Here is a 21,410-nt window from a genome sequence, read left to right on the forward strand (position 1 = left end):
CTGCCGAGCGCCGGTGCTGCGCCGATTCTGACAGGTGTGCGGACGGTGGGTCCGACCGGACCGTCGGACCCACCCGTGCTCACACTGTCCGCGAGGGCGCACGCTGTCCGCGTGGCCCGGTCAGGTTGCGACGTAGGCCGCGAGGTGTTCGCCGGTCAGGGTGGAGCGCGCGGCGACGAGGTCGGCCGGTGTGCCCTCGAAGACGATCCGGCCGCCGTCGTGGCCGGCGCCGGGGCCGAGGTCGATGATCCAGTCGGCGTGCGCCATGACCGCCTGGTGGTGCTCGACGACGATGACCGACTTGCCGGAGTCGACGAGCCGGTCGAGCAGACCGAGCAACTGCTCGACGTCGGCGAGGTGCAGTCCGGCGGTCGGCTCGTCGAGGACGTAGACACCGCCCTTGTCGGCCATGTGCGTGGCCAGCTTGAGCCGCTGCCGCTCGCCGCCGGACAGCGTGGTCAGCGGCTGTCCGAGGCTGAGATAGCTCAGTCCCACGTGGTCCATCCGCTCGAGGATCTTGTGCGCCGCGGGCGTGCGCGCCTCGCCGGAGCGGAAGAACTCCTCGGCCTCGGCCACCGACATCGCGAGCACCTCACTGATGTCGCGGCCGCCGAGGTGGTGTTCGAGGACCGAGGCGTCGAACCGCTTCCCGTCGCACTCCTCGCAGGTGGTGGCTACCCCGGCCATCATCGCCAGGTCGGTGTAGATGACGCCGACGCCTTTGCAGTTGGGGCAGGCACCCTCGGAGTTGGCGCTGAACAGCGCCGGTTTCACACCGTTGGCCTTGGCGAACGCCTTGCGGATCGGATCGAGCAGTCCTGTGTACGTCGCCGGGTTGCTGCGCCGCGAGCCGCGGATCGCGCTCTGGTCCACCGACACCACGCCCTCGCCGACGGGCCTCGGACCGCCCACCAGCGAGCCGTGCACGAGCGAGCTCTTGCCGGAGCCGGCGACGCCGGTGACCACGCAGAGCACGCCGAGCGGGATGTCGACGTCGACATCGCGCAGGTTGTGGGCGGTCGCACCGCGGATCGGAAGCCGGCCCGTGGGGGTCCGCACCGTCTCCTTGAGGGCGGCCCGGTCGTCGAAATGGCGGCCGGTGACGGTGTCACTGACCCGCAGCCCCTCGACGGAGCCCTCGAAGCAGACCGTGCCGCCCGCCGTCCCTGCGCCCGGTCCGAGGTCGACGACGTGGTCGGCGATCGCGATCGTCTCCGGCTTGTGCTCCACCACGAGCACCGTGTTGCCCTTGTCGCGCAGCCGTAGCAGCAGCCCGTTCATCCGCTGGATGTCATGCGGGTGCAGACCGATGGTGGGTTCGTCGAAGACGTACGTCGTGTCGGTGAGCGATGAGCCGAGGTGTCGGACCATCTTCACGCGCTGCGCCTCGCCGCCCGACAGCGTGCCCGCCGGCCGGTCGAGCGAGAGATAGCCGAGGCCGATCTCCACGAACGAGTCCAGGGTCTGCCGCAGCGTCGCGAGCAGTGGCGCCACCGACGGCTCGTCGATGCTTCGAACCCATTCGGCCAGGTCGCTGATCTGCATCGCGCACGCGTCGGCGATGCTGGTGCCCCTGATCCGCGAGGCGCGGGCCGCCTCGTTGAGCCGGCTGCCGTCGCACTCGGGGCAGGCGGTGAAGGTGACCGCCCGCTCCACGAACGCCCGGATGTGCGGCTGGAGCGCGTCCTTGTCCTTGGACAGGAACGACTTCTGGACCCGGGGCAGCAACCCCTCGTAGGTCATGTTGATGCCCTCGACCTTCACCTTGACCGGCTCACGGTGGAGGAAGTCGTGCAACTCGGTCTCGGTGTAGTCGCGGATCCGCTTGTCCGGGTCGAGTAAGCCCGACGCGGTGAAGGTCCGCACCATCCAGCCGTCCACGGTGTAGCCGGGGACGGTGATCGCGCCTTCGGCGAGCGACTTGCTCTCGTCGTAGAGCTGGGTCGGGTCGATGTCGGTCACGGTGCCCATGCCCTCGCAGCGGGGGCAAGCCCCGGCGGGCAGGTTGAAGCTGTAGTGGAACGACGGCCCGGCACTCGGCTCACCGAGCCGGCTGAAGACGATCCGCAGCATCGCGTTGGCGTCGGTGGCGGTGCCGACCGTGGAGCGGGAGTTGGCGCCCATCCGTTCCTGGTCGACGATGATCGCCGTGGTCAGGCCCTCCAGCAGGTCGACCTCCGGTCGCGACGGCGTGGGCATGAAGCCCTGCACGAAGGCGCTGTAGGTCTCGTTGATCAGCCGCTGCGACTCCGCGGCGATCGTGTCGAACACCAGCGAGCTCTTGCCCGAGCCCGAGACGCCGGTGAACACCGTCAGCCGGCGTTTGGGGATCTCGACAGTGACGTCCTTGAGGTTGTTGACACGCGCACCCTGCACGCGGATCAGATCGTGGCTGTCGGCAATGTGCCGCGCAGGTGACTGCGCGTCCGTCCTTGAGACAGTGCTCATCCTGTCCTGGCTCATGGGCCTCAATCGTATCTTTGAACCTTGTATTGAGACTTCTGCGGCTCTCGCCGTTCAGCCATGCCGTGAAGCCCAGTGATTCATGTACGAAGCGCCACCGAGTCAGGGTGTGAAGTCTCAAACGCAGTCGGCCGGATACGGCGTCCTCTCGCGGCTTCTTCGGCCGCGGTCACGCCTCTCCCTCGTTGACGCGAATCCGCTGTTTCACAGAATGCGCACAACGCCTGACCGTAACTTTAAATCTCAAGCGTTACGCTCCTGGGTATCACGGAGCCGGCCCCATCCGGCGTGATCCCTTCTTCCCAGCCCCCCACCTCGGGAGAACCGGCGTGTCCGACGGCGACGTTGTGGTGATCGGCGGCGGCTACGCCGGCGCCCGTCTGGCCAGGAAACTCGACGACCTCGCACGGGTCACCCTGGTGGACCGCAAAGAGGTCTTCTTCCACCGCATCGCCTCCCTGCGCGCGAGCGTCAACGGAGAGTGGACCACCGCGCCCCTCATCCCCTACGACCGTCTGCTGCGCAACGGACGCCGGGTCGTGGGCAAGGTCGTCCTGATCGACACCCGCGACCGTCAGGTCGTCCTGGCCACGGGCGAGCGGATCCCGTACGACGTCGTGGTGCTCGCCACCGGCGCCGACTACCCCGAGCCGGCGCGTTTCTCCGGCACGACTCCGGATGAGGCCACCAAGTCCTTCCGGCAGCACCAGGAGGGCATCGCCGCCTCGGACCACATCCTCGTGGTCGGCGGCGGTCCGTCCGGTGTCGAGCTCAGTGCCGAGATCCGGCTGGCCCGTCCGGACGCCCGGGTCACGCTGGCACATTCGGGCAAGTCACTGCTCCACTCGACCGGCAGCGCACGCGCGGGCCGGCTGGCCCGGTCCTGGCTTGAGGCGCGCGGAGTCGACGTACGGCTCGACTCGTTCATGTCGCCCGGCAGCGACTTCGGCACCTACCGCGACGCCCACGGCACGGTCATCGAGGCGGACCTGTCGTTCTGGGCCACGGGCACCACACCGAACACGCTGTGGCTGCGCCTGGCCGGCCACGGCGACTGGCTGAACGCGGCCGGTCATGTGAGGGTCGACCGGATGCTGCGGGTGCGGGGCCAGTCGGACGTGTACGCGATCGGGGACGTCAACGACGTCAGCGAGCCCAAGATCTCGCCCGCCGCCATGTCCCAGGCGGACACGGCCGCCCACAACATCCGTACGCACCTGCAGCGCCACGGCCGCCACCGCAGGGACCCCCGCGTGTACCGGCCGTTGCACCGAAACCCGCTGGCGGTGCCGTTCGGTCCGGACTCCGGGGTGACCGTGATCCCCACCCCCGGCGGCCCGCCCGTGGTGCTCGGCGGACGGGCCACCGCCGCGGTGAAGGCCAAGACGCTTTTCACCCCGTACATGAAGCGACAGCTCGGCTATCCGAAGCACTGATCACGTCAGCTGAGCGGCAGCTGGGCTCGGCTGTCCGAAGCACTGATGCCTAGACCACGAACACGGCCCGCTCCCGGGCGGCTCGGACCGCGGCGGTCAGGCTCGCGATGTCATACGCCCCTTGGTGGCGCCGTCCGTTGACGAAGAAGGTCGGCGTACCTGACACCCCGCTGAGGTCGGCGGAATCGACGTCCTCGGCCACCTTCGCCGCGCCGGAGCGGGTCCGCAGGGCCTTGTGGAACCCTTCGACGTCGAGTCCGGCCTCTTCCGCGTAGCGCAGCAGATCGGTGACCTGAAGGGCACCCTGGTGTTCGAGCAACAGGTCGTGCATCTCCCAGTACGCCCCCTGCTCCCCCGCGGCCTCGGCGGCCTCGGCGGCGAGCTGCGCGTGGGGGTGGACGTCGCCCAGCGGCAGATGGCGCCAGACGTAGCGCACGTCGCCGTAGTCCGCCAGCAGTTCCCGCATCACCGGCTCGGCCCGCCCGCAGTACGGGATGCGCGAACGGCGGTGCCGCGCCCGGGTGTCGCCCGGGTCCGGCACCGCCGTCCGCGGTGTCAGGCACTGGGACTGCCCGGAGAACCCTGCACCTGGTGCCAGGGGCGACGCGCTCATCTCGGGGATCTCCCGTCCTGCCCGGTTCGACCGTCAGGCGGTCCATCGTAGGCCGGTCGCCTCCGTGTCCTCGCGGGGTTCCGGCGGGCCGGCCCTGAGGACCCGGTCGAGGGCGCGGGAACGGGCGATGGGCTGATCGGAACGGGCGATGAGCTGATCCCCACTCAGCCCCGGGCCTGCCGTGCCGTTCGGACCGTTCCTCACCCGTTCGGCGGAACGCTCCGAGTGCCGTGCGGCGGGGCGTCTGCGCGGCAAACCACCGCGCAGGGCACCAGCGCCCTGAGGACGTCCGGAATGCCCGGACTTAACATCTTTGTGGGTACCGGGGCGACCGTCCCGCGGCCCGCTGAACGCGAGACGTCATCGAGACCGCCACTACGTCGGGGGCGGGGACGACCACTACGCCGGGGGCGGAGACGACCGCGAGCACCACCGCTCGCGGCCAGCACTCGATTCCGAAGGGGTCGACCTGCATGAGTACCGAAGCAGCGCGCGCGATTCACCCGGCCCGGTTGACCGCCGGCCTCGATGCGGGGCTCTCCCGCTGGCTGTGGCTGGTGAAATGGCTGCTCGCCATCCCCCACCACATCATCCTGGCTTTCCTGTGGCTGGGTTTCCTGTGCGTGACGATCGTGGCGTTCTTCGCGATCCTCTTCACGGGCCGTTACCCGCGCGCCCTCTTCGACTTCAACGTCGGCGTGCTGCGCTGGAACTGGCGGGTCGCGTACTACGCGTACGCCCTGGGCACCGACCGCTACCCGCCCTTCACGCTCGCCGACGTCCCCGACTACCCGGCGCACTTGGACGTGGCCTACCCGGCACAACTCTCGCGCGGTCTCGTCCTGGTGAAGTGGTGGCTGCTGGCCATCCCTCACTTCCTGGTCCTGGGCATCTTCCTGGGCGGCTACCAGGTGTCGTGGGGCCTGATCGGGATGCTGGGACTGTTCGCGGGAATCGCGCTGCTCTTCACCGGCGTCTATCCGCCCGGCATCTTCGACCTGTTGCTGGGCCTGAACCGGTGGGTGCTGCGGGTGATCGCCTACGCGGGCCTGCTCACCGACGATTACCCCCCGTTCCGGCTCGACCAGGGCGGTCGGGAGCCGATGCCTCGGCCCTGACCGCAGTGCGGGGCTGCGCACCGCTGTACGGGGCCGCGCACCGCAGTGCGGGGCTGCGCACCGCTGTACGGGGCCGCGCACCACCGTGCGCGGCCCCGCTCATCGGCCGGTGGCGCTGCCGGAGGCCTGCACCGTGATCCGGCGGCCGGTGATGGCGATCGGGTCGATGCGCACCCACCGATCCCGGTGCCCGCCCGTCCAGGGTGTGCTGTACGCCCGCTGCTGGAGCCTGCGCACGGCGTCGGGGTCCGTCACACCCCGGGCGCGCCCACGCACCAGGACGCTCCAGCCCTGGCTGAAGGCGTCGTCGATGCGGTCGACCTCGAAGGCGACCCGGGAGCCGAGCGCCTGCCACGGTGTCGTGCCGGGTCCGGTGCGGAAGACGATCGCACGGTCGACGACGCTGTAGTTGACGGGAACGACCACCGGCCCCGCGAACGTGGAGACCGCCAGTCTTCCCACACCGTGCGTGGAGAGCAGTTCCCGGCACTCGCGCTCGCTCAGCTCGGTGAACTCGGGGTGGGCCGCCGCCCGCCCCGGTCCCGGCGGCACGTCGGCGGTGCCGCCGGTGAGGCCCGAAATGGTGGTGTCGAGGACCTCCGCGAGTCTGAGCAGGACGGCGGTGCCGGGTGCGGCCGTGGGGTGTTCCTCCAGGTAGCGGAGGTAGTCGGGGGCGATCCGCGCCCGGCCGGCCACCTCTCGCCGGGTCAGCCCAAGCTCGGTGCGGCGCAGGGCGAGACGGCGTCCGAGGTCGCCCAGCGGCCGTGTCTCCTCCCCGGCCGTCGCTTCGACTCCGGCCGCCGCTTCGACGGCGTCGGGTCCGTTCGGCGGTGTCCGTTCGGCCATGCCTCTCACTCCCTCTCGTCAGGCCTCGCGGACGGCCACGACGTCGTGCTGCGGCCCGCCGAGCACCACCTTGAGAGCCCCCGTCTCGGCGGCCCCGGCGAACACGTCGTACGCCTCCTCCATCCTCTCCAGCGGGAAGACATGGGTGATCAGCGCCGAGGTCGGCAGTCGGCCCGCCGCGGCCATCCGCATCAGCGTGGGGGTGGAGTAGGTGTCCACAAGCCCGGTGGTGATGGTGACGTTCTTGATCCACAGATCCTCGAGGTGCAGCGTCGCGGGCCTGCCGTGCACACCGACGTTGGCCACGTGCCCGCCGGGCCGGACCATGCGGGTGCACATCTCGAAGGTCGCCGGCGCCCCGACCGCCTCGATCACCACATCCGCGCCGAGCCCGCCGGTGAGGTCCGCGACCAGTTGTTCGGGCTCCTCACGGGCGTCGGCCACGACATCGGCGCCGAGGCGTTTGGCGGCGTCGAGCCGGGCGGCCGCGACGTCCACGGCGATGACGCGTTCGGGCGCGTACATCTGGGCCGTGGCGATGGTCGCGAGCCCGATGGGACCGGCCCCGACGACGGCGACGGTGTCCCCGGGCTGGACCCGGCCGTTGAGCACGCCGACCTCATAACCGGTGGGGAAGATGTCCGCCAGCAGCACGGCGTCCCGGCTGTCCAGGGCGCCCGACAGCGGGTGCACCGACAGGTCGGCGTGCGGCACCCGGACGTACTCGGCCTGCGTGCCGTCGATCAGATGGCCGAGGATCCAGCCCCCGCCGCCCCGGCACTGGCCGTACGAGCGCTCCCAGCAGTAGCGGCACAGGCCGCAGGCGGTGATGCAGGAGACCAGGACCCGGTCCCCCGGCCGCACGGCGTGCACCTCGCGGCCGACCTCGACGATCTCACCGACCGCTTCGTGCCCCAGCACGGTGCCGGGACGCACCTCGGGCACATCGCCCTTGAGGATGTGCAGGTCCGTCCCGCAGATCGTGACGGCGTCGACCCGTACGATCGCGTCGGCGGCGTCCTTGATGGCGGGGTCCGGGACCTCCTCCCAGGACGACTGTCCCGGGCCGTGGAAGACGAAGCCCTTCATGACGATCCTCATCGTTTCTGTGATTTGTAACCGTGCATCCAGCTTGTCCCGGTATGCCGAACACCGCATGGTCCGGGCGGTCCCCCACCGGTCCGCAGACCACGCCGCACGGAGCGCTCAGGTCCCCCGCCGCTGCCAGGCGTCGTGCACATGGCGACCCAGCAAGGGACCGCCGAACACCAGGAAGCCGACGCCGATGAGCCAGGACTGCACGACCAGCACGGTGCCGACGGCTCCATAGGTGACCGCGTTGCTCACGATCAGCGGTGAGAACACCTGGTCCGAGAACCAGCGCAGGCCGACCAGTCCCACCGTCGTCGCCACCGCCCCCGGGAACAGGGCGCTCCACCGCACCCGCTCACCCAGCAGGAAGTGCTGTCCCCACCAGAAGAACAGCAGGCCGAACAGCACGGTCAGCGTGACCCGGACGGCCGACCGCGGCAGCCCGTCCCGCAGTACCGCTCCGCTCTGCGTCTCGGCGAGCAGGTAGACCGTCAGTGCGGCGAGCCACACCACCCGGCGCCACACCGCGTGCCACGGGCCCGCGGGCACCTCCCAGATCCGCTCGTAGCCGTTCTGCACGCTGGCCGCGAACGTGACCCCGAACAGCGCCAGGAGAACCACACTGAAGGCGCTGGTCGCGCTCAGTACCTTGCGCGGCGCGCTGAACAGGTCCCGCACCGCCTCGGCCGGCTGTCCGGACAGACTCATCCCGTCGATCACCCACAGGGCGAAGCCCCGCTCCTGGAAGGGGAGCGCCGCCGCGACGACGATCAGCAGCGGAACCAGGGTGACCAGGCCCAGCGCGGAGAAGCCCATGGCCCGGTGCAGCAGTTCCAGTTCGTTGCCGTGCTGCCAGAGCCGTCCGGCGGCCGAGTCGTGCCAGCGGGACCGCAGGCGCCGGTGGTGGTGCCACCGGTCCCGCGGAGCGCCGGAGGCGTTGTTCACGCGTGCCTCGCTTCCCGGAGCGCCCGGAGCACGGGCCTGCCTCTCGCGCGCCGGAGGACGGTGGCTTTCCGGCGCTCCTCGACTCGTGCGACGTTGAGCGGTTCCCGGGCCCGTGCGGCACAAAACGCGTCGGGGCGCCGGGTCACCCGTGTCAGGTCCGGGACGGTCAGGCGGCCCGGACGATCAGGCCGAGCTTCTCGGCGACGTCGAAGGAGTCGTCCACCATGACGACGTCGCGGCCCGCCGCAGCCAGCAGGGACGCGCCGATGGCGGCGCGCATGCCGGACGCGCAGTGCACCCACACCTGGCCCTCCGGGACCTCCTCGAGCCGCCGGTACAGGGAGTGGATGGGAAGGTGCACCGAGCCCCCGACGAACCCGCCGGCCCGTTCGGAGTCGCGCCGGACGTCGAGGACGACGATCCCCTCGGTCGCGTGGTGTTCGGTGCGGTCGGCGAGGTCGCTGAAGTCGGCGCGCGGGAACGCGGCCAGGCTCTCGCCCGCCCGGACCCAGGCCGCGGGCTCGCCGGTGGCCGCCGCGGCGGGGCGGTCGATGCCGACGCGGGCGAGTTCCCGCTGCGCGGCCGCCAGCTGCTCGGCCGTTTCCGCGAGGAGTGTGACGGGCTTGCCCCAGGGGATCAGCCAGGCCAGGTACGCGGCGAGCCTGCCCTCGGCCTCGAAGTTGAACGACCCCGCGACATGCCCCTCGGCGAAGGCGACGCGGTTCCTCAGGTCCACCACCCACTCCCCCGCGGCCAGCCGGGCGGCTATCTCCTCCGCGTCGGCCACGGCGGGAGGCGTCAGGTCGACCGGCGCGGGTCCCGCGGCGTTCGCGGGGCCCATGTGGGCGTAGTAGGCGGGGATGTCGTCCAGTCCGGCGAGCAGTTCGGCGACGAACGTGTCGACGTCCTTGGTCAGCGCCGCGTTGCCGGCCTTCTCCTGGCCGATCGTGGTGGCGGACCCCTCGGCCTGGGTGGAGGCGCAGAAGCTGCCGAAGCCGTGGGTGGGGTACACCGTGGTCCCGTCCGGGAGTTCGGCGGCCAGCCGGTGCGCGGAGGCGTGCTGGGCCCGGGCGAGCCGTTCGGTCAGCCGTGGTTCGACCAGGTCGGTGCGGCCGACCGCGCCGATCAGCAGGGAGCCGCCGGTGAACACGGCGCCCGCCGTGTCGTGTTCCTGCAGCACGTACGAGGTGTGGTGCGGGGTGTGGCCAGGGGTGGCCATCGCGCGCAGGGTCAGCCCCGCCTCCTCGTCGACGACCGCGCTGTCCCCGTCGTGCACCGCGACGCGCTCGTAGGAGACGCGGGCCCCGTCCGGGACGAGGTAGGCGGCACCGGCCACACGGGCCAGTTCCAGACCGCCGGTGACGTAGTCGTTGTGGATGTGCGTCTCGACGACGTGCGAGATCCGCACACCCCGCCGGGCCGCCACGGCGAGCGCCCGGTCGAGGTCGCGCGGCGGGTCGACCGCGACGGCCGTGCTCTCACCGCCCACGAGGTAACTTCGGTTGCCGAGGCCCGCCACATCGATGGTGTCGACGAAGTACATGTGGGCACTCCTCTCCCTTGAGTCACCCCCCGGCATGGCTTTCGGCCGGCGAGTACCACGAGATCGGCGGGGCACCCACGGAAGTCATTCCAGTGATTCAAGGTATCTCCGGCCTCGGTGCACCGGCCCCGGGGCTCGGTGTTCGCACCCAGCACCGGGCGCCCCGGCCCGGCAGCCGGCACCCGGTACCTGGCACCCGGTACCCGGCACCCGGCGCCGGCGGTCCGCAGCCGGGGGAACGGCCCCGCCGCAGCCGAGGGACGTGGCCCCGCGGGACCCGACCAACGAGGCCCCCGGGCCCGGCCGGTCCGGACCGGACCGGGGCCGGATCGGACCGGGGCCGGACCGGTCGCCGGGCGTCAGCGGGTCTGCTCCTCTCCGACTCGCCCCTGCAGTTCCGTCGCGATGTGGTCCGCCCATGCCTCGATCGCGGTGAAGTCCCGGTAGTCACCGCCCTTGCCCGATGCGACGATCTTGCGAGCGACGAACCCCTTGGCGCCCTCCTGGAGGCAGCCGCCGAAGGTGACGTGCTCCCGGGCGTCGAGCCGGTCCATCGCCTTCTTCACACCGTGCACCGGTGGGATCTCCTTCTCGGAGGCCGAGGCGTCGAGCGGTCCGCTGCTGAAGAACCACACGGGGCGCTCCGCCAGGACGTCGCGGTGGCGGCGGACAAAGTGGCGGGCGTCCTTCTGCCAGCGCCCGGCATACAGTCCGCCTCCGACCACCACGGCGTCGTAGGACTCCGGGTGCGTCACGGTCGCGGCGTCCCGGGCGTCCGCCTCGAGTCCGTCCTTGCGCAGGACGTCGGCGATGTCCTCGGCGATCTGCGCGGTCGATCCGTTCGTCGTTCCGTAAGCGACCAGCACGCTGGTGGTCATGATGGTCCGCCTCCTCTCCCTCTGCTTCTGTGTGCCGTCTCTGGGTGTTCCGTGACTGTGACCACCCCCTTCAACCACCATGACCCGAATCCTCCGGCGCGCCAGCCGGAGCCGGTTTCGTGTGTCCGGGTCGCGCGGTTCCTCGCCCCTCAGTACGGTGCTGTCCTGGTGTTCGATTGTTCGGCCTTGGGCATGGGTGACTCCGTTGAGTCATCGAACGGTGGAGGCGGCATGTCCGGCAAGGAAGCGGCCAAGGTGCCGCGCAAGGTGTACGAGCGGGAACTGATCCGCCTGCAGACGGAGTTGGTCAAGCTTCAGGAGTGGGTGCGCGCGGAGGGCGCCCGGCTCGTCGTGGTCTTCGAGGGCCGGGACGCGGCCGGCAAGGGCGGCACGATCAAGCGGGTCACGGAACACCTCAACCCCCGGGTGGCCAGGATCGCCGCGTTGCCGAAGCCGACCGAGCGCCAGCGCTCACAGTGGTACTTCCAGCGGTATGTGGAGCATCTGCCCGCGGCCGGGGAGATCGTGCTGTTCGACCGGAGCTGGTACAACCGGGCCGGCGTCGAGCACGTGATGGGTTTCTGCACCAAGGAGGAGCACCAGCTCTTCCTGCGCCAGTGCCCGATCTTCGAGCGGATGCTGGTGGAGGACGGGATCCTCTTGCGCAAGTACTGGTTCTCGGTGAGCGACGAGGTACAGCAGGAGCGCTTCCGGCGCCGGCTGGAGGACCCGGTGCGGCGCTGGAAGCTGTCGCCGATGGACCTCGATTCGATCACCCGCTGGGAGGCGTACTCGCGGGCGAAGGACGAGATGATGGTGCACACGGACGTCGTGGAGGCGCCGTGGTTCGTGGTGGAGAGCGACGACAAGCGCCGGGCGCGGCTGAACATGATCGCCCACTTGCTCGACTCCATCCCGTACCACGAGGTGCCGCCGCCGGTGCTCGAACTGCCTGACCGCCCCGAGTCCACCGGCTACGAGCGGACCCCGCGTGATCTGCAGACGTACGTCCCGGACCACGCGGCGAGCCTCTGACCCGCGCACGCGCAGGACGCCCCGGAGCGACACCGCGGCCACCGGGCCGGAGACCTCTCGCAGGGCGTAGGCACAGACCCCTGCGGCTCGACGCCGACGGCGGCCCCGCCGCCCTGGACACCGACGGCCGGCCCCGCCGCCTCGCCGACCCGGGCCCCTCGCCGGACCCGCCGCCTCGCCGGCCCGGGCGTCACCCGCAGTGCCGGCACCGATCACGGCCTCAGTGACCGCTGACGGCGTGCGGGGTGTACGGCTCCTCGATCGTCTGGATCTCCTTGTCGGTCAGTCGCACATCGAGCGCGGCCACCGCGTCGTCGATGTGATGCGGCTTGGTGGCGCCGACGATCGGTGCGGTCACGGCGGGCCTGCCCAGCAGCCAGGCGAGCGCGACGCGGGCGCGCGGCACTCCCCGTTCGGTGGCGATGACGGCGACCCTGTCGACGATCTCGCGGTCGTTCTCCGGGTACAGGTTGCGGCCGAACCCGTCGGTCCTGCTGCGCTCGGTGGTGGCGTCCCAGTCCCGGGTGAGGCGCCCGCGGGCCAGGGGGCTCCAGGACAGGGCGCCGACGCCCATGTCCTCGCAGAGCGGCAGCATCTCGCGCTCCTCCTCGCGGTAGAGGAGGTTGTAGTGGTTCTGCATGGAGACGAAACGGGTCCAGCCGTGCAGCCGGGCCGTGTACTGGGCCTTGGAGAACTGCCACGCGTACATCGAACTCGCCCCGATGTAGCGGGCCTTGCCGGACTTGACGACGTCGTGGAGGGCCTCCATGGTCTCCTCGACCGGGGTGGCGGCGTCCCAGCGGTGGATCTGGTAGAGGTCGACGTAGTCGGTGCCGAGGCGGCGCAGGCTGTTGTCGATCTCGGTCATGATCGCCTTGCGGGACAGACCGCGGCCGTTGGGTCCCTCGTGCATCGCGCCGTGCACCTTGGTCGCGATGACGACCTCCTCGCGCCTCGCGTACTCCCCGAGGACGCGCCCGACGATCTCCTCGCTCGTGCCGTCCGAGTACACGTTCGCGGTGTCGAAGAAGTTGATGCCCGCGTCGAGCGCCTGCCGGATCAGGGGACGCGAGGCCTCCTCGTCGAGCGTCCACTCGTGGCGGCCGCGGCCGGGCAGGCCGAAACTCATACAGCCCAGGCAGATCCGGGAGACGTCCAGCCCCGTCGTACCGAGCTTCACGTACTGCATGGTGCTCCTGCTTTCCCTCGCGGTTGGGGCTCGGCACCGGCGGGTCCGGTCAGCGCGCTGTCCGGTTCCCGCGCCACCAGAGGGTGTCGTTCGGATCCCCCTGGGTGGCGGTCCGGCCCTTCGACGACGTGATCCCTGCCCGGCCCCGGTGCACCCTAGGCTCACCGGTCCGGGCGCGTTCGGTTCGTGAGTGCCCGCGCGGGTCGTCACAGCCACAGCCACAGCCCGCTCGCCTCCCGGCCGGCGAGTGCCGCGCCCGTCGGCGGTTTCCGGTCGCGTCGAGGCCGGCCATGGCCAATTACCGTGCGGTGCAAGGGCGGTGACTCTACGTTATATTCCAGAGCCCGACGCGTGCGCGCACGAAGGAGACTGTTCGGTGACCCATGACTCGTCCGCCCCCGGCACGGTTTCGCCGGCGAAGATCGACGCCACGGTGCCGCATTCGGCCCGGATATGGAACTACTGGCTGGGCGGCAGGGACAACTACCCGGTGGACCAGGCTGCGGGCGACGCCTTCCGGGAGGTCTTTCCCGGCATCACCGATCTCGCCCGCGACTCACGCGCCTTCCTCGGGCGTGCCGTGCGTCATCTGGCCGGTGAGGCGGGGATCCGGCAGTTCCTCGACATCGGCACCGGACTGCCCACGGCGGCCAACACCCATGAGATCGCCCAGCAGGTGGCCCCCGAGTCACGCATCGTCTACGTCGACAACGACCCCTTGGTGCTGACACACGCACGGGCCCTGCTGACCAGCACTCCGGAGGGCGCGACGGACTACATCGACTCCGATCTGCACGACCCGGATACCGTGCTGCGGGAGGCGGGCAAGACGCTCGACCTCAGCCGTCCGGTGGCGCTCACCCTGATGCAGGTCAGCGGGCACATCGCCGACTACGACGAAGCGCGGCCCATCGTCGCCGCACTGATGGGCGCACTGCCGTCCGGCAGCTACTTCGCGTTCAACGACAGCGTCGACACCAACAAGGCCAACGCCGAGGCGACCCGCCGCTACAACGAGAGCGGAGCGGTCCCCTACTACCTGCGCAGCCCGGAGGAACTGGCCGGGTTCTTCGAGGGCCTGGAACTGCTGGAGCCCGGGGTCGTGCCCCTCAACGAATGGCGGCCCGAGCCGGACCGGGCGCCCGGCGACGTGATCGCACTGGGCGGAGTCGCCCGCAAGCCGTAGCCACTCCTTTGCCCAGGACCATCAGGTTCCTTAGCGTTACGCGACGGCGCCGAGACCTGCTGGAGCGGGTGACAACGTGGAGCGCAGCGCGACGGGAACCGCGGGGGCGGCCGAGGGCGCGGTGTCCGCCGGGGGCAGAGTGTCCGCCGGAAGCACCGCACCCGCCGGAGGCATGGTGTCCGCCGGCGGCAATCTGCCCCCCGGCACTGACCAGCTTCGTCCGCAGGCGACGTGATGTCGCCGAGGTCCGCCGACGGCTGGCGAACGTATCCCAGGGCGTCGGCGCGCGGCAGGTCGTCCGCCCTGGCTGCCGGACCTGAAGCGACCGTCGGAGCTCTTGGGGCACCGCCCGGCTGCCGCTTACTGCGCGGGTGAGTTCCCGGTGGACAAGAGCCAGCCCCGGGCCCGAGGTGGGGAGGACCATCGGGCCTGAGGCTGGGGTGAGACGGGCGGGATCAACCGTCGGCCGCCTTCGTCGGCGGGCGGTTACCCCTTCTGTGCAGCGATGATAGCGAGGCTGTTTGATCTTTCAAGATTAACTCACGGGTAATCTCGCCACCGGAACGGAAGCCGAACCTCCGCTGCGTCGAGGCATCCTGGCACACCAGGTGGCCCGGTGGGGAGTCATGCGCCGGGGACTCTTTCGACGAACCGCTCGAGGTCGTCGGGGGCAGGCCTGAGGAGTCCGTCCCGCACCGCGAGCGCGGTGGCCTCCGCGCGGGAGGCGGCTCCGGTCTTGCGCAGCAGATGCTCGATATGGCTGTGCACGGTGCGCGGGGAGAGGAACAGGGCCTGGGCGATGGCCTGGTTGGTCTGCCCGAGGGCCGCCCGGGTGAGCACTTCCAGCTCGCGCGGGCTGAGACCGTACGGCAGCTCGGTGGGCGTCTCGTGGACGAGCACGGCCTGCCGGACCAGGGACCCACCGAGGGTGTGGCGGCGCAGGGCGACGCGGTACCAGTCGCGGCCGACGGGCCACAGCAGGCGCAATCGGATGCCGCGCGAGTCGGCGAAGGCGCGGGCCAGACGGAGGAAGTCGGGGTCCCGGAGCACGGCGGCCGGGTCCCGGCCGGGCAGGTCGATGGGCCCCGTGCCGTCGCCGGCGACCAGACCGGCCGCGCCGCCGGGCGGCAGGTTGTGGAGGTATCCGGTGTGTGCCGTGGGGTCGGCGAGTGCGCCCAGCGCGGGCAGGAGGGAGGCGAGCAGCCGCCGTGTCTCGGTGTCGTAGGCGCCGGCGCTGTGGGTGCTGAGGTGGATCAGGCCGACGAGCCGGCCGTAGTGGCGCAGGGCGCCGGTCATTCCGTCGCGGAAGCCGGCCGGCCGTACCCGTTCGGCGTAGAACCAGCCGTTGCGGAACGGCTGTACGGCCGCTCGGGAGTAGTGGCGGCCAGCGCCGTGGCGGTGAGGGCGCCGCCGGACCAGGGCGGGCGAAGCGCTCGTCGGAGGGGCTGAACGCCGTATGGGCTGAATGCCGGTAGGCACTGGATGTCGTAGAGGCTGAATGCCGTAGGGGCTGAATGCCGTAGGGGCTGAACCTTGCGCCTGACCGGGGCGAAGGTTCGGCCCCTCCGGCGCCCGAACCGTGCCCCGCCGCCCCCACCGTTCGCACCCGTACAATTTGAGCCCGAACAAGGCAATCGCCGGTAACAAGCCGTCCGGCGCAACCGAGGAGACGAAGGAGCGCCCGTGCCCGGCCAGCGATCCATCACCGAAGCCGAGAAACTCGCCGCGGCGAAGCTCGGCGGCATCCCGATCCGCCGGGACCAGATGGCGGCCGTGGCCAACATCTACCGGGCCGCGTCGGCCGTGCGACAGCATCTGGAGAACTCCGTGCTGCGCGGCTCCGACCTGACCTGGACCGCCTTCGTCGTCCTGTGGGTCGTGTGGGTGTGGGGCGAGTCCGAGACCCGGCACGTGGCCGAGGAGGCCGGCATCTCCAAGGGGACCCTCACGGGTGTCGCCCGCACGCTCGAGTCCCGCGGACTGGTGCGGCGGGCCGATCACCCCACCGACGGCCGGCTCGTCCTGCTCAGCCTCACCGACAAGGGCGAGGACCTCATGCAGCGCGTGTTCCCGGCGTTCAACGAGGAGGAGGCCTTCGTCACCGGCAGGCTCAGCGACGCCGAGTGCCGCGGCCTCGCGGAGGGGCTGCGCAGTGTGGTCCTCCAGGTCGAGGAGCACGGTGAGGAGCGCCGCCGCACGCTGCTGAGCGGTGCGGAGCCCGCCCCGCGGCGCAGCGGACGTCGGCCGAAGGCCTGACCGCCGCGACCTGACCGCCGCGACCTGACCGCCGCGGCCACGGGCCGGCGGACCCGGCCCCGGCCACCGGTCCGCCCCGTTGGTCCGGTCCCGTCAGGTCCGGTCAGGTCCGGTCAGGTCCCGGAGGCAGGCCCGCACGAGTGCGTCGAAGAGGCCTTGCTGTGCGGGGTCCGAGGGCGCGGTGTCCTCGGGATGCCACTGCACGGACAGGAACCAGCCGCGGGCCGCGGGAAGTTCGAGTGCCTCGATGGTGCCGTCGGCCCCCGTGGCGGTCACCCGCAGCCCGGTGCCGAGCCGGTCCACCCGCTGGTGGTGGTAGCAGGAGGCGTCTGTCTTCTCCGCTCCCGTGGCCCGTGCGACCGCCGAACCGGTCTCGAGTGTCACGGGGTGCACCATGTGCCGGTGTTCGCGCTCCGGGCCGCCCATGTCCTGGTCCAGGGTGCCGCCCAGGGCCACGTTGACCACCTGCATACCCCGGCAGATCGCGAGCAGGGGGATGCCGGCGTCGAGTGCGGCACGGGCCGCTGCGAGGTCGAAGGCGTCCTGGAGGTCGTCGACGTCGTAGACGCTTTCGTGGGTGTCGGTGGCGCCGTAGCGGTGCGGGGCGAGGTCGCCGCCGCCGGGCAGCAGGACACCGTCGAAGCGGGCGAGCCGGGCAGGCACATCCGTGGTCCGGGGATCGGCGGGGTGGATGGTGACGGGTTCGCCGCCCGCCCGCCACACGGCCTCGACCAGGGCACGGGCGTTGACCTCCGCGGCGTACCGCAGTGCGGAGGTGGTGGCCGAGAAGCGGGCGGGGATCGCGATCAGGGGGCGCACGGCACGGTTCACAGCTGGATCCAGGTGGTCTTGAGTTCGGTGTACTTCTCCAGCGCGTGCGCGGACTTGTCGCGGCCGTTGCCCGACTGCTTCATCCCGCCGAAGGGAACGGTCAGGTCACCCTCCTCGTAGCAGTTGACCCAGACGGTGCCGGCCTTCAGTGCCCGTGAGACCTTGTGGGCGGTGGACAGATCGGAGGTCCACAGGCCCGCGGCGAGGCCGTACTCGGAGGCGTTGGCGAGGGCCACCGCCTCGTCGAGGTCGTCGAAGGTCAGCACAGACAGCACCGGGCCGAAGATCTCCTCGCGGGCCAGCCGGGCCCCGGGGGCCACCTGGTCGAACACGGTGGGCTCGAGGAAGCTGCCGCCGCTGTCGGTGCGGGTCCGTGCGCCGCCCGTACGCAGCCTGGCACCGTCGTCCACGCCGCCCCGTATGTGGTCGAGTACCCGGGCCAGGTGACTTTCGCCGACCAGGGCGCCCATCTCGGTGGCCGGGTCGAGGGGGTCCCCCACCCGTAGTTCCCGGGCCCGTCGGACGACGGCTTCGGTGACCCGCTCGGCGATCGAGGAGTGCACCAGCAGCCGGGAGGGGGCCGTGCACATCTCGCCCTGGTTGAAGAAGATGCCCCAGGCCGCGGTGGCGGCGGCCTTCTCCAGGTCGGGGGCGTCGGGGAGGACGATGTTGGGTGACTTGCCGCCGAGTTCCAGCCAGACGCGCTTGAGGTTGGAGTCGGCCGAGTAGCGCAGGAAATGGCGGCCCACGGCGGTGGATCCGGTGAAGGCGAGGACGTCGACGTCGGGGTGGAGTCCGATGGCCCGCCCGGCCGTCGGCCCGTCGCCGTTGACGACGTTCAGCACCCCCGGCGGGAGCCCGGCCTCGGTCGCCAGCCGGCCCAGCAGCAGCGCGGACAACGGGGAGTTCTCCGAGGGCTTGAGGACGACCGTGCAGCCGGCCGCGAGTGCCGGGGCCACCTTCCAGCTCGCCAGTGTGAGCGGGAAGTTCCAGGGCACCACCGCGCCGACCACCCCGGCTGGTTCGCGGGTGACGAGGGCGAGGGCGTCCGGGGCGGTGTGCGGCGACTCGTCCGTGAGCTTGTCCGCCAGCTGCCCGTACCACCAAAAGGTGTTGATGGCGGCGCGCAGTTCGATGTCGTTGGCGTCCGTGATCGGTTTGCCCATCTCCAGGCTCACCGCCAGGGCCAGCGACTCCCGTCGCTCCTCGAGCAGTTCGGCGATCCGCAGCAGCGCCCGCCCCCGCTCGGCGGGGGCGAGGCGCGGCCACGGTCCGCTGTCGAAGGCCCGGCGGGCGGCGGCCACGGCCGCGCCCACCTCGGCGGGCCCGCCGTCGGCGATCTCGGCGAGAACCCGGCCGTCCCGGGGCGAGACGAGCGGGAAGCCCTCGCCCCCGCCGGGCTCGTCGGTGCCTTCGATGTGGTGCGCTCCCGACACCTCCAGCGCCTTGGCGCGACGAAGCCACTCGTCATGGGTGACGGCCGGCATGCAAGCCTCCTGACAACTCGGTCGGCAATTTCATTTGGATTCAAACAATAGTGGTGTACCGATCCCGCACCGCCGGCGTGTACCCGGGGGGTGGACGGACGCCGGAGGTCACGCGTCAGTCGTCGCCGGGCGCCCCGGCGCGGCGCTTCACCAGTTCGGCCACAACACCCAGCACCAGGGCCCCGAGAACCGACACCTCGAGCCAGACGGCGGTGGAGCCCTGCCCTCCGATGAGGGTGGTGAAGTTGTCCAGGACCAGCCAGATCGCGCCCGCGACGCCCAGGGCACCCAGGACCGGGGCGATCAGGGTGTTCCAGGGGCGGGTGTCGAGGCGTTCGCGGCGGAAGAAGACGACGACGGACACTGAGGTCAGCAGGTACAGGAGCATCATCGCCAGCACGGCGACCCCGCTGAACCAGGAGAACAGGGTCAGCACCGGGTCCTTGCCCGCCAGGGCGAACGGTACGACCAGGGCCAGGGCGACGGCCGTCTGGACACAGCCCGCAACCCAGGGCGAGCGGCGGCTGTTGAGCGCGCACAGCCGGCGCGGCAGCAGTCGGTCGCGGCCGAGCGAGAACAGATAGCGGTTGGCGGAGTTGTGGAAGGTGAGGATGCCGGCGAAGAGGGAGGTGGCCAGCAGGATGGGCAGGACCTCGTTCACCCAGCCGCCGAACTGCGCGGCGATCGGCGCGAAGACGAAGGCGGTCGCGTCACCGCTCTCCAGCGCCTTCCCCGCGGCCTCGGGCGCCTTGCCGGCACCGTACGCGGACACCAGCATCCAGGACGTCAGGGCGAAGAAGCCGGTGACCACGGCGACCGCCAGATAGGTGGCCCGCGGGACCGTCTTCTTCGGTTCGCGCGCCTCCTCGCCGTAGATCGCGGTGGCCTCGAAGCCGATCATGCTCGCCACGGCGAACGTCAGGGCCACTCCCGGGGCCCCCTGCAGGGCCGCGCTCGGCGAGAAGCTGTCGGCGAAGCCAAGCCCCTCCGGCCCACCGCCCTTGAAGAACATCACCAGGCTGAAGACGGACAGGATGCTGAACTCCGCGAGGACGAGGACGGCCAGCACCTTGGCGCCCATCTCGATGCCCGCGGCCCCGAGCACCTGCACGACCGCCATCGTGGCCAGCGTCCAGACCCACCACGGCAGGTCGAGCCCGGTGTGGCTCGCGACCAGGCCGCTCACGGTGAAGCCGTAGAGCCCGTACATGCCCGCCTGGATGACCCAGTACGCGAAGAGCGCGACACCCGCACTGCCCGTACCGACGGTCCGGCCGAGACCCTTGCCGATGTACATGTAGAAGGCGCCCGCGTCCACGACGTGGCGGCCCATGGCGACGAAACCGACCGAGAACAGCAGGATCATCACCCCCGCCAGGACGTAGGCGGCGGGGACACCGGAACCGTTGCCGATGGCGACCGAGACGGGGACCGCGCCCGCGACACCGGTCAACGGTGCCTGCGCGGAGAGGACGAGGAAGAGGATGCCCAGTACGCCGACCGCGTTGGGCTTGAGGGCGCCGGTCGTCGGCGCCTGCTGCGCGGTCCGGTCCGGGGAGACTGTCGGACTGTCCACTCGGATCACCTGCCAAAGGGAGAGAGGTCTTTTCGGGGGGAGGCCGATTCGGGGAGGCCGTTGTGAGGCACTTCGGGGAGGTCGTTACGGAGCCGCTCGACGGTCGGCGCGAAGGTCGTTTCGAAGGTCGTTCCGGAAGTCGTTTCGGGTCAAACGAGTTGCCTTATGGTGGGCCGGGACTATCCGTTTGGCAAGGGGTAGGCGGAGAGATTCCGCATCGGGCACGGAATGCTAACCCGGCCGTAATGCTCGGGCACGGGGCCGCCGACCAGGCCGTTCACGTCCCGCGGCGCGCTCCAGGGCCGTCCGTAGGGCGAAGGGCTGGTCACTCCCAGGGGTCGACGCCGAGCCCCGGCTCCCCTGCCGCTCGCCGATCCGCTCGCGCCGATCCGCTCGCGGCGCCAGCCCTCGACGGGCCCGCGGAGGGCGGCTGGACTGGTGTGGCCCGGAACGCCCAGCCGCGAAGGGCGACGGGCGTACGGGATCGACCGACGAGAACCGGGGTGGCGGCGAGCGCGAGCCGCGCCCCGGTGTCCAGGTCGCGGCACAGCTCGGTGTGGACCTCGCCGGTGGAGATCAGGAGTTCGACTGCCCAAAAGCCACGTGGCGCTCGCACCCGACACCGACGGCCGCACACGCACTGCCGCTCGCACACCCGACACCGCAGCGCCGGCGCACTGCCGCTCGCACACCCGACACCGACGGCCGCACACGCACTGCCGCTCGCACACCCGACACCGACGGCCGCACACGCACTGCCGCTCGCACACCCGACACCGCAGCGCCGGCGCACTGCCGCTCGCACACCCGACACCGCAGCGCCGGCGCACTGCCGCTCGCACACCCGACACCGCGGCGCCGGCGCACCTGCACTGCCGCTCGCACCGGCGCTCATGGGCCGCCCCTGGTGACGGCC

At 71.1% G+C, this 21,410-nt stretch carries 16 protein-coding genes and 1 pseudogene; 5 read left to right on the top strand and 12 right to left on the bottom strand.

Annotated features, from left to right (window positions below; all coding sequences use genetic code 11):
- Window positions 1–120: 120 nt before the first annotated feature.
- Complete coding sequence (locus tag EF387_RS00895; protein ID WP_128374710.1) at window positions 121–2,448, bottom strand: ATP-binding cassette domain-containing protein; 2,328 nt, start codon at window positions 2,446–2,448, stop codon at window positions 121–123.
- 344 nt (window positions 2,449–2,792) lie between these two features.
- Here EF387_RS00895 and EF387_RS00900 point away from each other — a divergent pair, with 344 nt between their 5' ends.
- On the top strand, window positions 2,793–3,899 hold the full coding sequence (locus tag EF387_RS00900; protein ID WP_128374507.1) for an NAD(P)/FAD-dependent oxidoreductase: 1,107 nt from the start codon (window positions 2,793–2,795) through the stop codon (window positions 3,897–3,899).
- 49 nt (window positions 3,900–3,948) lie between these two features.
- Here the strand turns inward: EF387_RS00900 and EF387_RS00905 are convergent.
- Window positions 3,949–4,392 (bottom strand): annotated as a pseudogene (locus tag EF387_RS00905) (DsbA family protein); the annotation flags it as partial.
- A gap of 593 nt (window positions 4,393–4,985) precedes the next feature.
- Between EF387_RS00905 and EF387_RS00910 the strand changes: the two are divergent.
- Window positions 4,986–5,630: a DUF4389 domain-containing protein gene (locus EF387_RS00910; protein ID WP_128374509.1), complete on the top strand. Its 645-nt coding sequence runs from the start codon at window positions 4,986–4,988 to the stop codon at window positions 5,628–5,630.
- A 99-nt stretch (window positions 5,631–5,729) separates the two neighbouring features.
- On the opposite strand, the gene EF387_RS00915 is transcribed toward EF387_RS00910, so the two are convergent.
- The 5 genes from EF387_RS00915 to EF387_RS00935 form a co-directional block, all read right to left on the bottom strand.
- The gene (locus EF387_RS00915) at window positions 5,730–6,476 is read right to left on the bottom strand and encodes a helix-turn-helix domain-containing protein (protein ID WP_128374510.1); all 747 of its coding nucleotides are present in this window, start codon (window positions 6,474–6,476) and stop codon (window positions 5,730–5,732) included.
- A gap of 18 nt (window positions 6,477–6,494) precedes the next feature.
- Entirely contained in the window at window positions 6,495–7,565 is a 1,071-nt protein-coding gene (locus tag EF387_RS00920; RefSeq protein WP_128374711.1) for a zinc-dependent alcohol dehydrogenase family protein, read from the bottom strand.
- A 117-nt stretch (window positions 7,566–7,682) separates the two neighbouring features.
- The gene (locus tag EF387_RS00925) at window positions 7,683–8,513 is read right to left on the bottom strand and encodes a YhjD/YihY/BrkB family envelope integrity protein (protein ID WP_128374511.1); all 831 of its coding nucleotides are present in this window, start codon (window positions 8,511–8,513) and stop codon (window positions 7,683–7,685) included.
- A gap of 166 nt (window positions 8,514–8,679) precedes the next feature.
- A complete protein-coding gene (locus EF387_RS00930) occupies window positions 8,680–10,056 on the bottom strand; it encodes an MBL fold metallo-hydrolase (protein ID WP_128374512.1) in 1,377 nt (458 codons plus the stop codon).
- 359 nt (window positions 10,057–10,415) lie between these two features.
- Window positions 10,416–10,934, bottom strand: a complete 519-nt coding sequence (locus EF387_RS00935; protein WP_128374513.1) for a flavodoxin domain-containing protein — start codon at window positions 10,932–10,934, stop codon at window positions 10,416–10,418.
- A gap of 231 nt (window positions 10,935–11,165) precedes the next feature.
- On the opposite strand from EF387_RS00935, the gene ppk2 reads away from it, so the two are divergent.
- Window positions 11,166–11,969: a polyphosphate kinase 2 gene (gene ppk2 / locus EF387_RS00940; RefSeq protein ID WP_128374514.1), complete on the top strand. Its 804-nt coding sequence runs from the start codon at window positions 11,166–11,168 to the stop codon at window positions 11,967–11,969.
- A 220-nt stretch (window positions 11,970–12,189) separates the two neighbouring features.
- Here ppk2 and EF387_RS00945 read toward each other — a convergent pair whose 3' ends face one another.
- On the bottom strand, window positions 12,190–13,158 hold the full coding sequence (locus tag EF387_RS00945; RefSeq protein WP_128374515.1) for an aldo/keto reductase: 969 nt from the start codon (window positions 13,156–13,158) through the stop codon (window positions 12,190–12,192).
- A gap of 376 nt (window positions 13,159–13,534) precedes the next feature.
- Between EF387_RS00945 and EF387_RS00950 the strand changes: the two genes are divergently transcribed.
- Window positions 13,535–14,344 (top strand): SAM-dependent methyltransferase, encoded by an 810-nt coding sequence (locus tag EF387_RS00950; RefSeq protein WP_128374516.1) that lies wholly within the window; start codon window positions 13,535–13,537, stop codon window positions 14,342–14,344.
- Between the two features lie 624 nt (window positions 14,345–14,968).
- On the opposite strand, the gene EF387_RS00955 is transcribed toward EF387_RS00950, so the two are convergent.
- Window positions 14,969–15,640 (bottom strand): helix-turn-helix transcriptional regulator, encoded by a 672-nt coding sequence (locus EF387_RS00955; RefSeq protein ID WP_128374517.1) that lies wholly within the window; start codon window positions 15,638–15,640, stop codon window positions 14,969–14,971.
- Window positions 15,641–16,027: 387 nt separating this feature from the next.
- Here EF387_RS00955 and EF387_RS00960 point away from each other — a divergent pair, with 387 nt between their 5' ends.
- Complete coding sequence (locus EF387_RS00960) at window positions 16,028–16,600, top strand: MarR family winged helix-turn-helix transcriptional regulator (RefSeq protein WP_128374518.1); 573 nt, start codon at window positions 16,028–16,030, stop codon at window positions 16,598–16,600.
- A gap of 93 nt (window positions 16,601–16,693) precedes the next feature.
- Here EF387_RS00960 and EF387_RS00965 read toward each other — a convergent pair whose 3' ends face one another.
- The 3 genes from EF387_RS00965 to EF387_RS00975 all read right to left on the bottom strand — a co-directional run bounded on the left by EF387_RS00965 (window position 16,694) and on the right by EF387_RS00975 (window position 20,494).
- Entirely contained in the window at window positions 16,694–17,431 is a 738-nt protein-coding gene (locus EF387_RS00965; RefSeq protein ID WP_128374519.1) for a gamma-glutamyl-gamma-aminobutyrate hydrolase family protein, read from the bottom strand.
- Complete coding sequence (locus tag EF387_RS00970; RefSeq protein WP_128374520.1) at window positions 17,428–18,918, bottom strand: aldehyde dehydrogenase; 1,491 nt, start codon at window positions 18,916–18,918, stop codon at window positions 17,428–17,430. Before EF387_RS00970 ends, EF387_RS00965 begins: the two co-directional genes overlap by 4 nt.
- Window positions 18,919–19,033: 115 nt before the next feature.
- A complete protein-coding gene (locus tag EF387_RS00975) occupies window positions 19,034–20,494 on the bottom strand; it encodes an APC family permease (protein WP_128374521.1) in 1,461 nt (486 codons plus the stop codon).
- Window positions 20,495–21,410: the final 916 nt, after the last annotated feature.

It is taken from the genome of Streptomyces cavernae (assembly GCF_004023625.1).
In the GTDB taxonomy this organism is placed as follows: domain Bacteria; phylum Actinomycetota; class Actinomycetes; order Streptomycetales; family Streptomycetaceae; genus Streptomyces; species Streptomyces cavernae.

Coding starts and splice junctions, on each gene's coding strand:
- EF387_RS00895 (WP_128374710.1), bottom strand. CDS start 2,448: ATGAGCACTGTCTCAAGGACGGACGCGCAGTCACCTGCGCGGCACATT.
- EF387_RS00910 (WP_128374509.1), top strand. CDS start 4,986: ATGAGTACCGAAGCAGCGCGCGCGATTCACCCGGCCCGGTTGACCGCC.
- EF387_RS00915 (WP_128374510.1), bottom strand. CDS start 6,476: ATGGCCGAACGGACACCGCCGAACGGACCCGACGCCGTCGAAGCGGCG.
- EF387_RS00920 (WP_128374711.1), bottom strand. CDS start 7,565: ATGAAGGGCTTCGTCTTCCACGGCCCGGGACAGTCGTCCTGGGAGGAG.
- EF387_RS00930 (WP_128374512.1), bottom strand. CDS start 10,056: ATGTACTTCGTCGACACCATCGATGTGGCGGGCCTCGGCAACCGAAGT.
- EF387_RS00935 (WP_128374513.1), bottom strand. CDS start 10,934: ATGACCACCAGCGTGCTGGTCGCTTACGGAACGACGAACGGATCGACC.
- ppk2 (WP_128374514.1), top strand. CDS start 11,166: ATGTCCGGCAAGGAAGCGGCCAAGGTGCCGCGCAAGGTGTACGAGCGG.
- EF387_RS00945 (WP_128374515.1), bottom strand. CDS start 13,158: ATGCAGTACGTGAAGCTCGGTACGACGGGGCTGGACGTCTCCCGGATC.
- EF387_RS00955 (WP_128374517.1), bottom strand. CDS start 15,640: ATGACCGGCGCCCTGCGCCACTACGGCCGGCTCGTCGGCCTGATCCAC.
- EF387_RS00970 (WP_128374520.1), bottom strand. CDS start 18,918: ATGCCGGCCGTCACCCATGACGAGTGGCTTCGTCGCGCCAAGGCGCTG.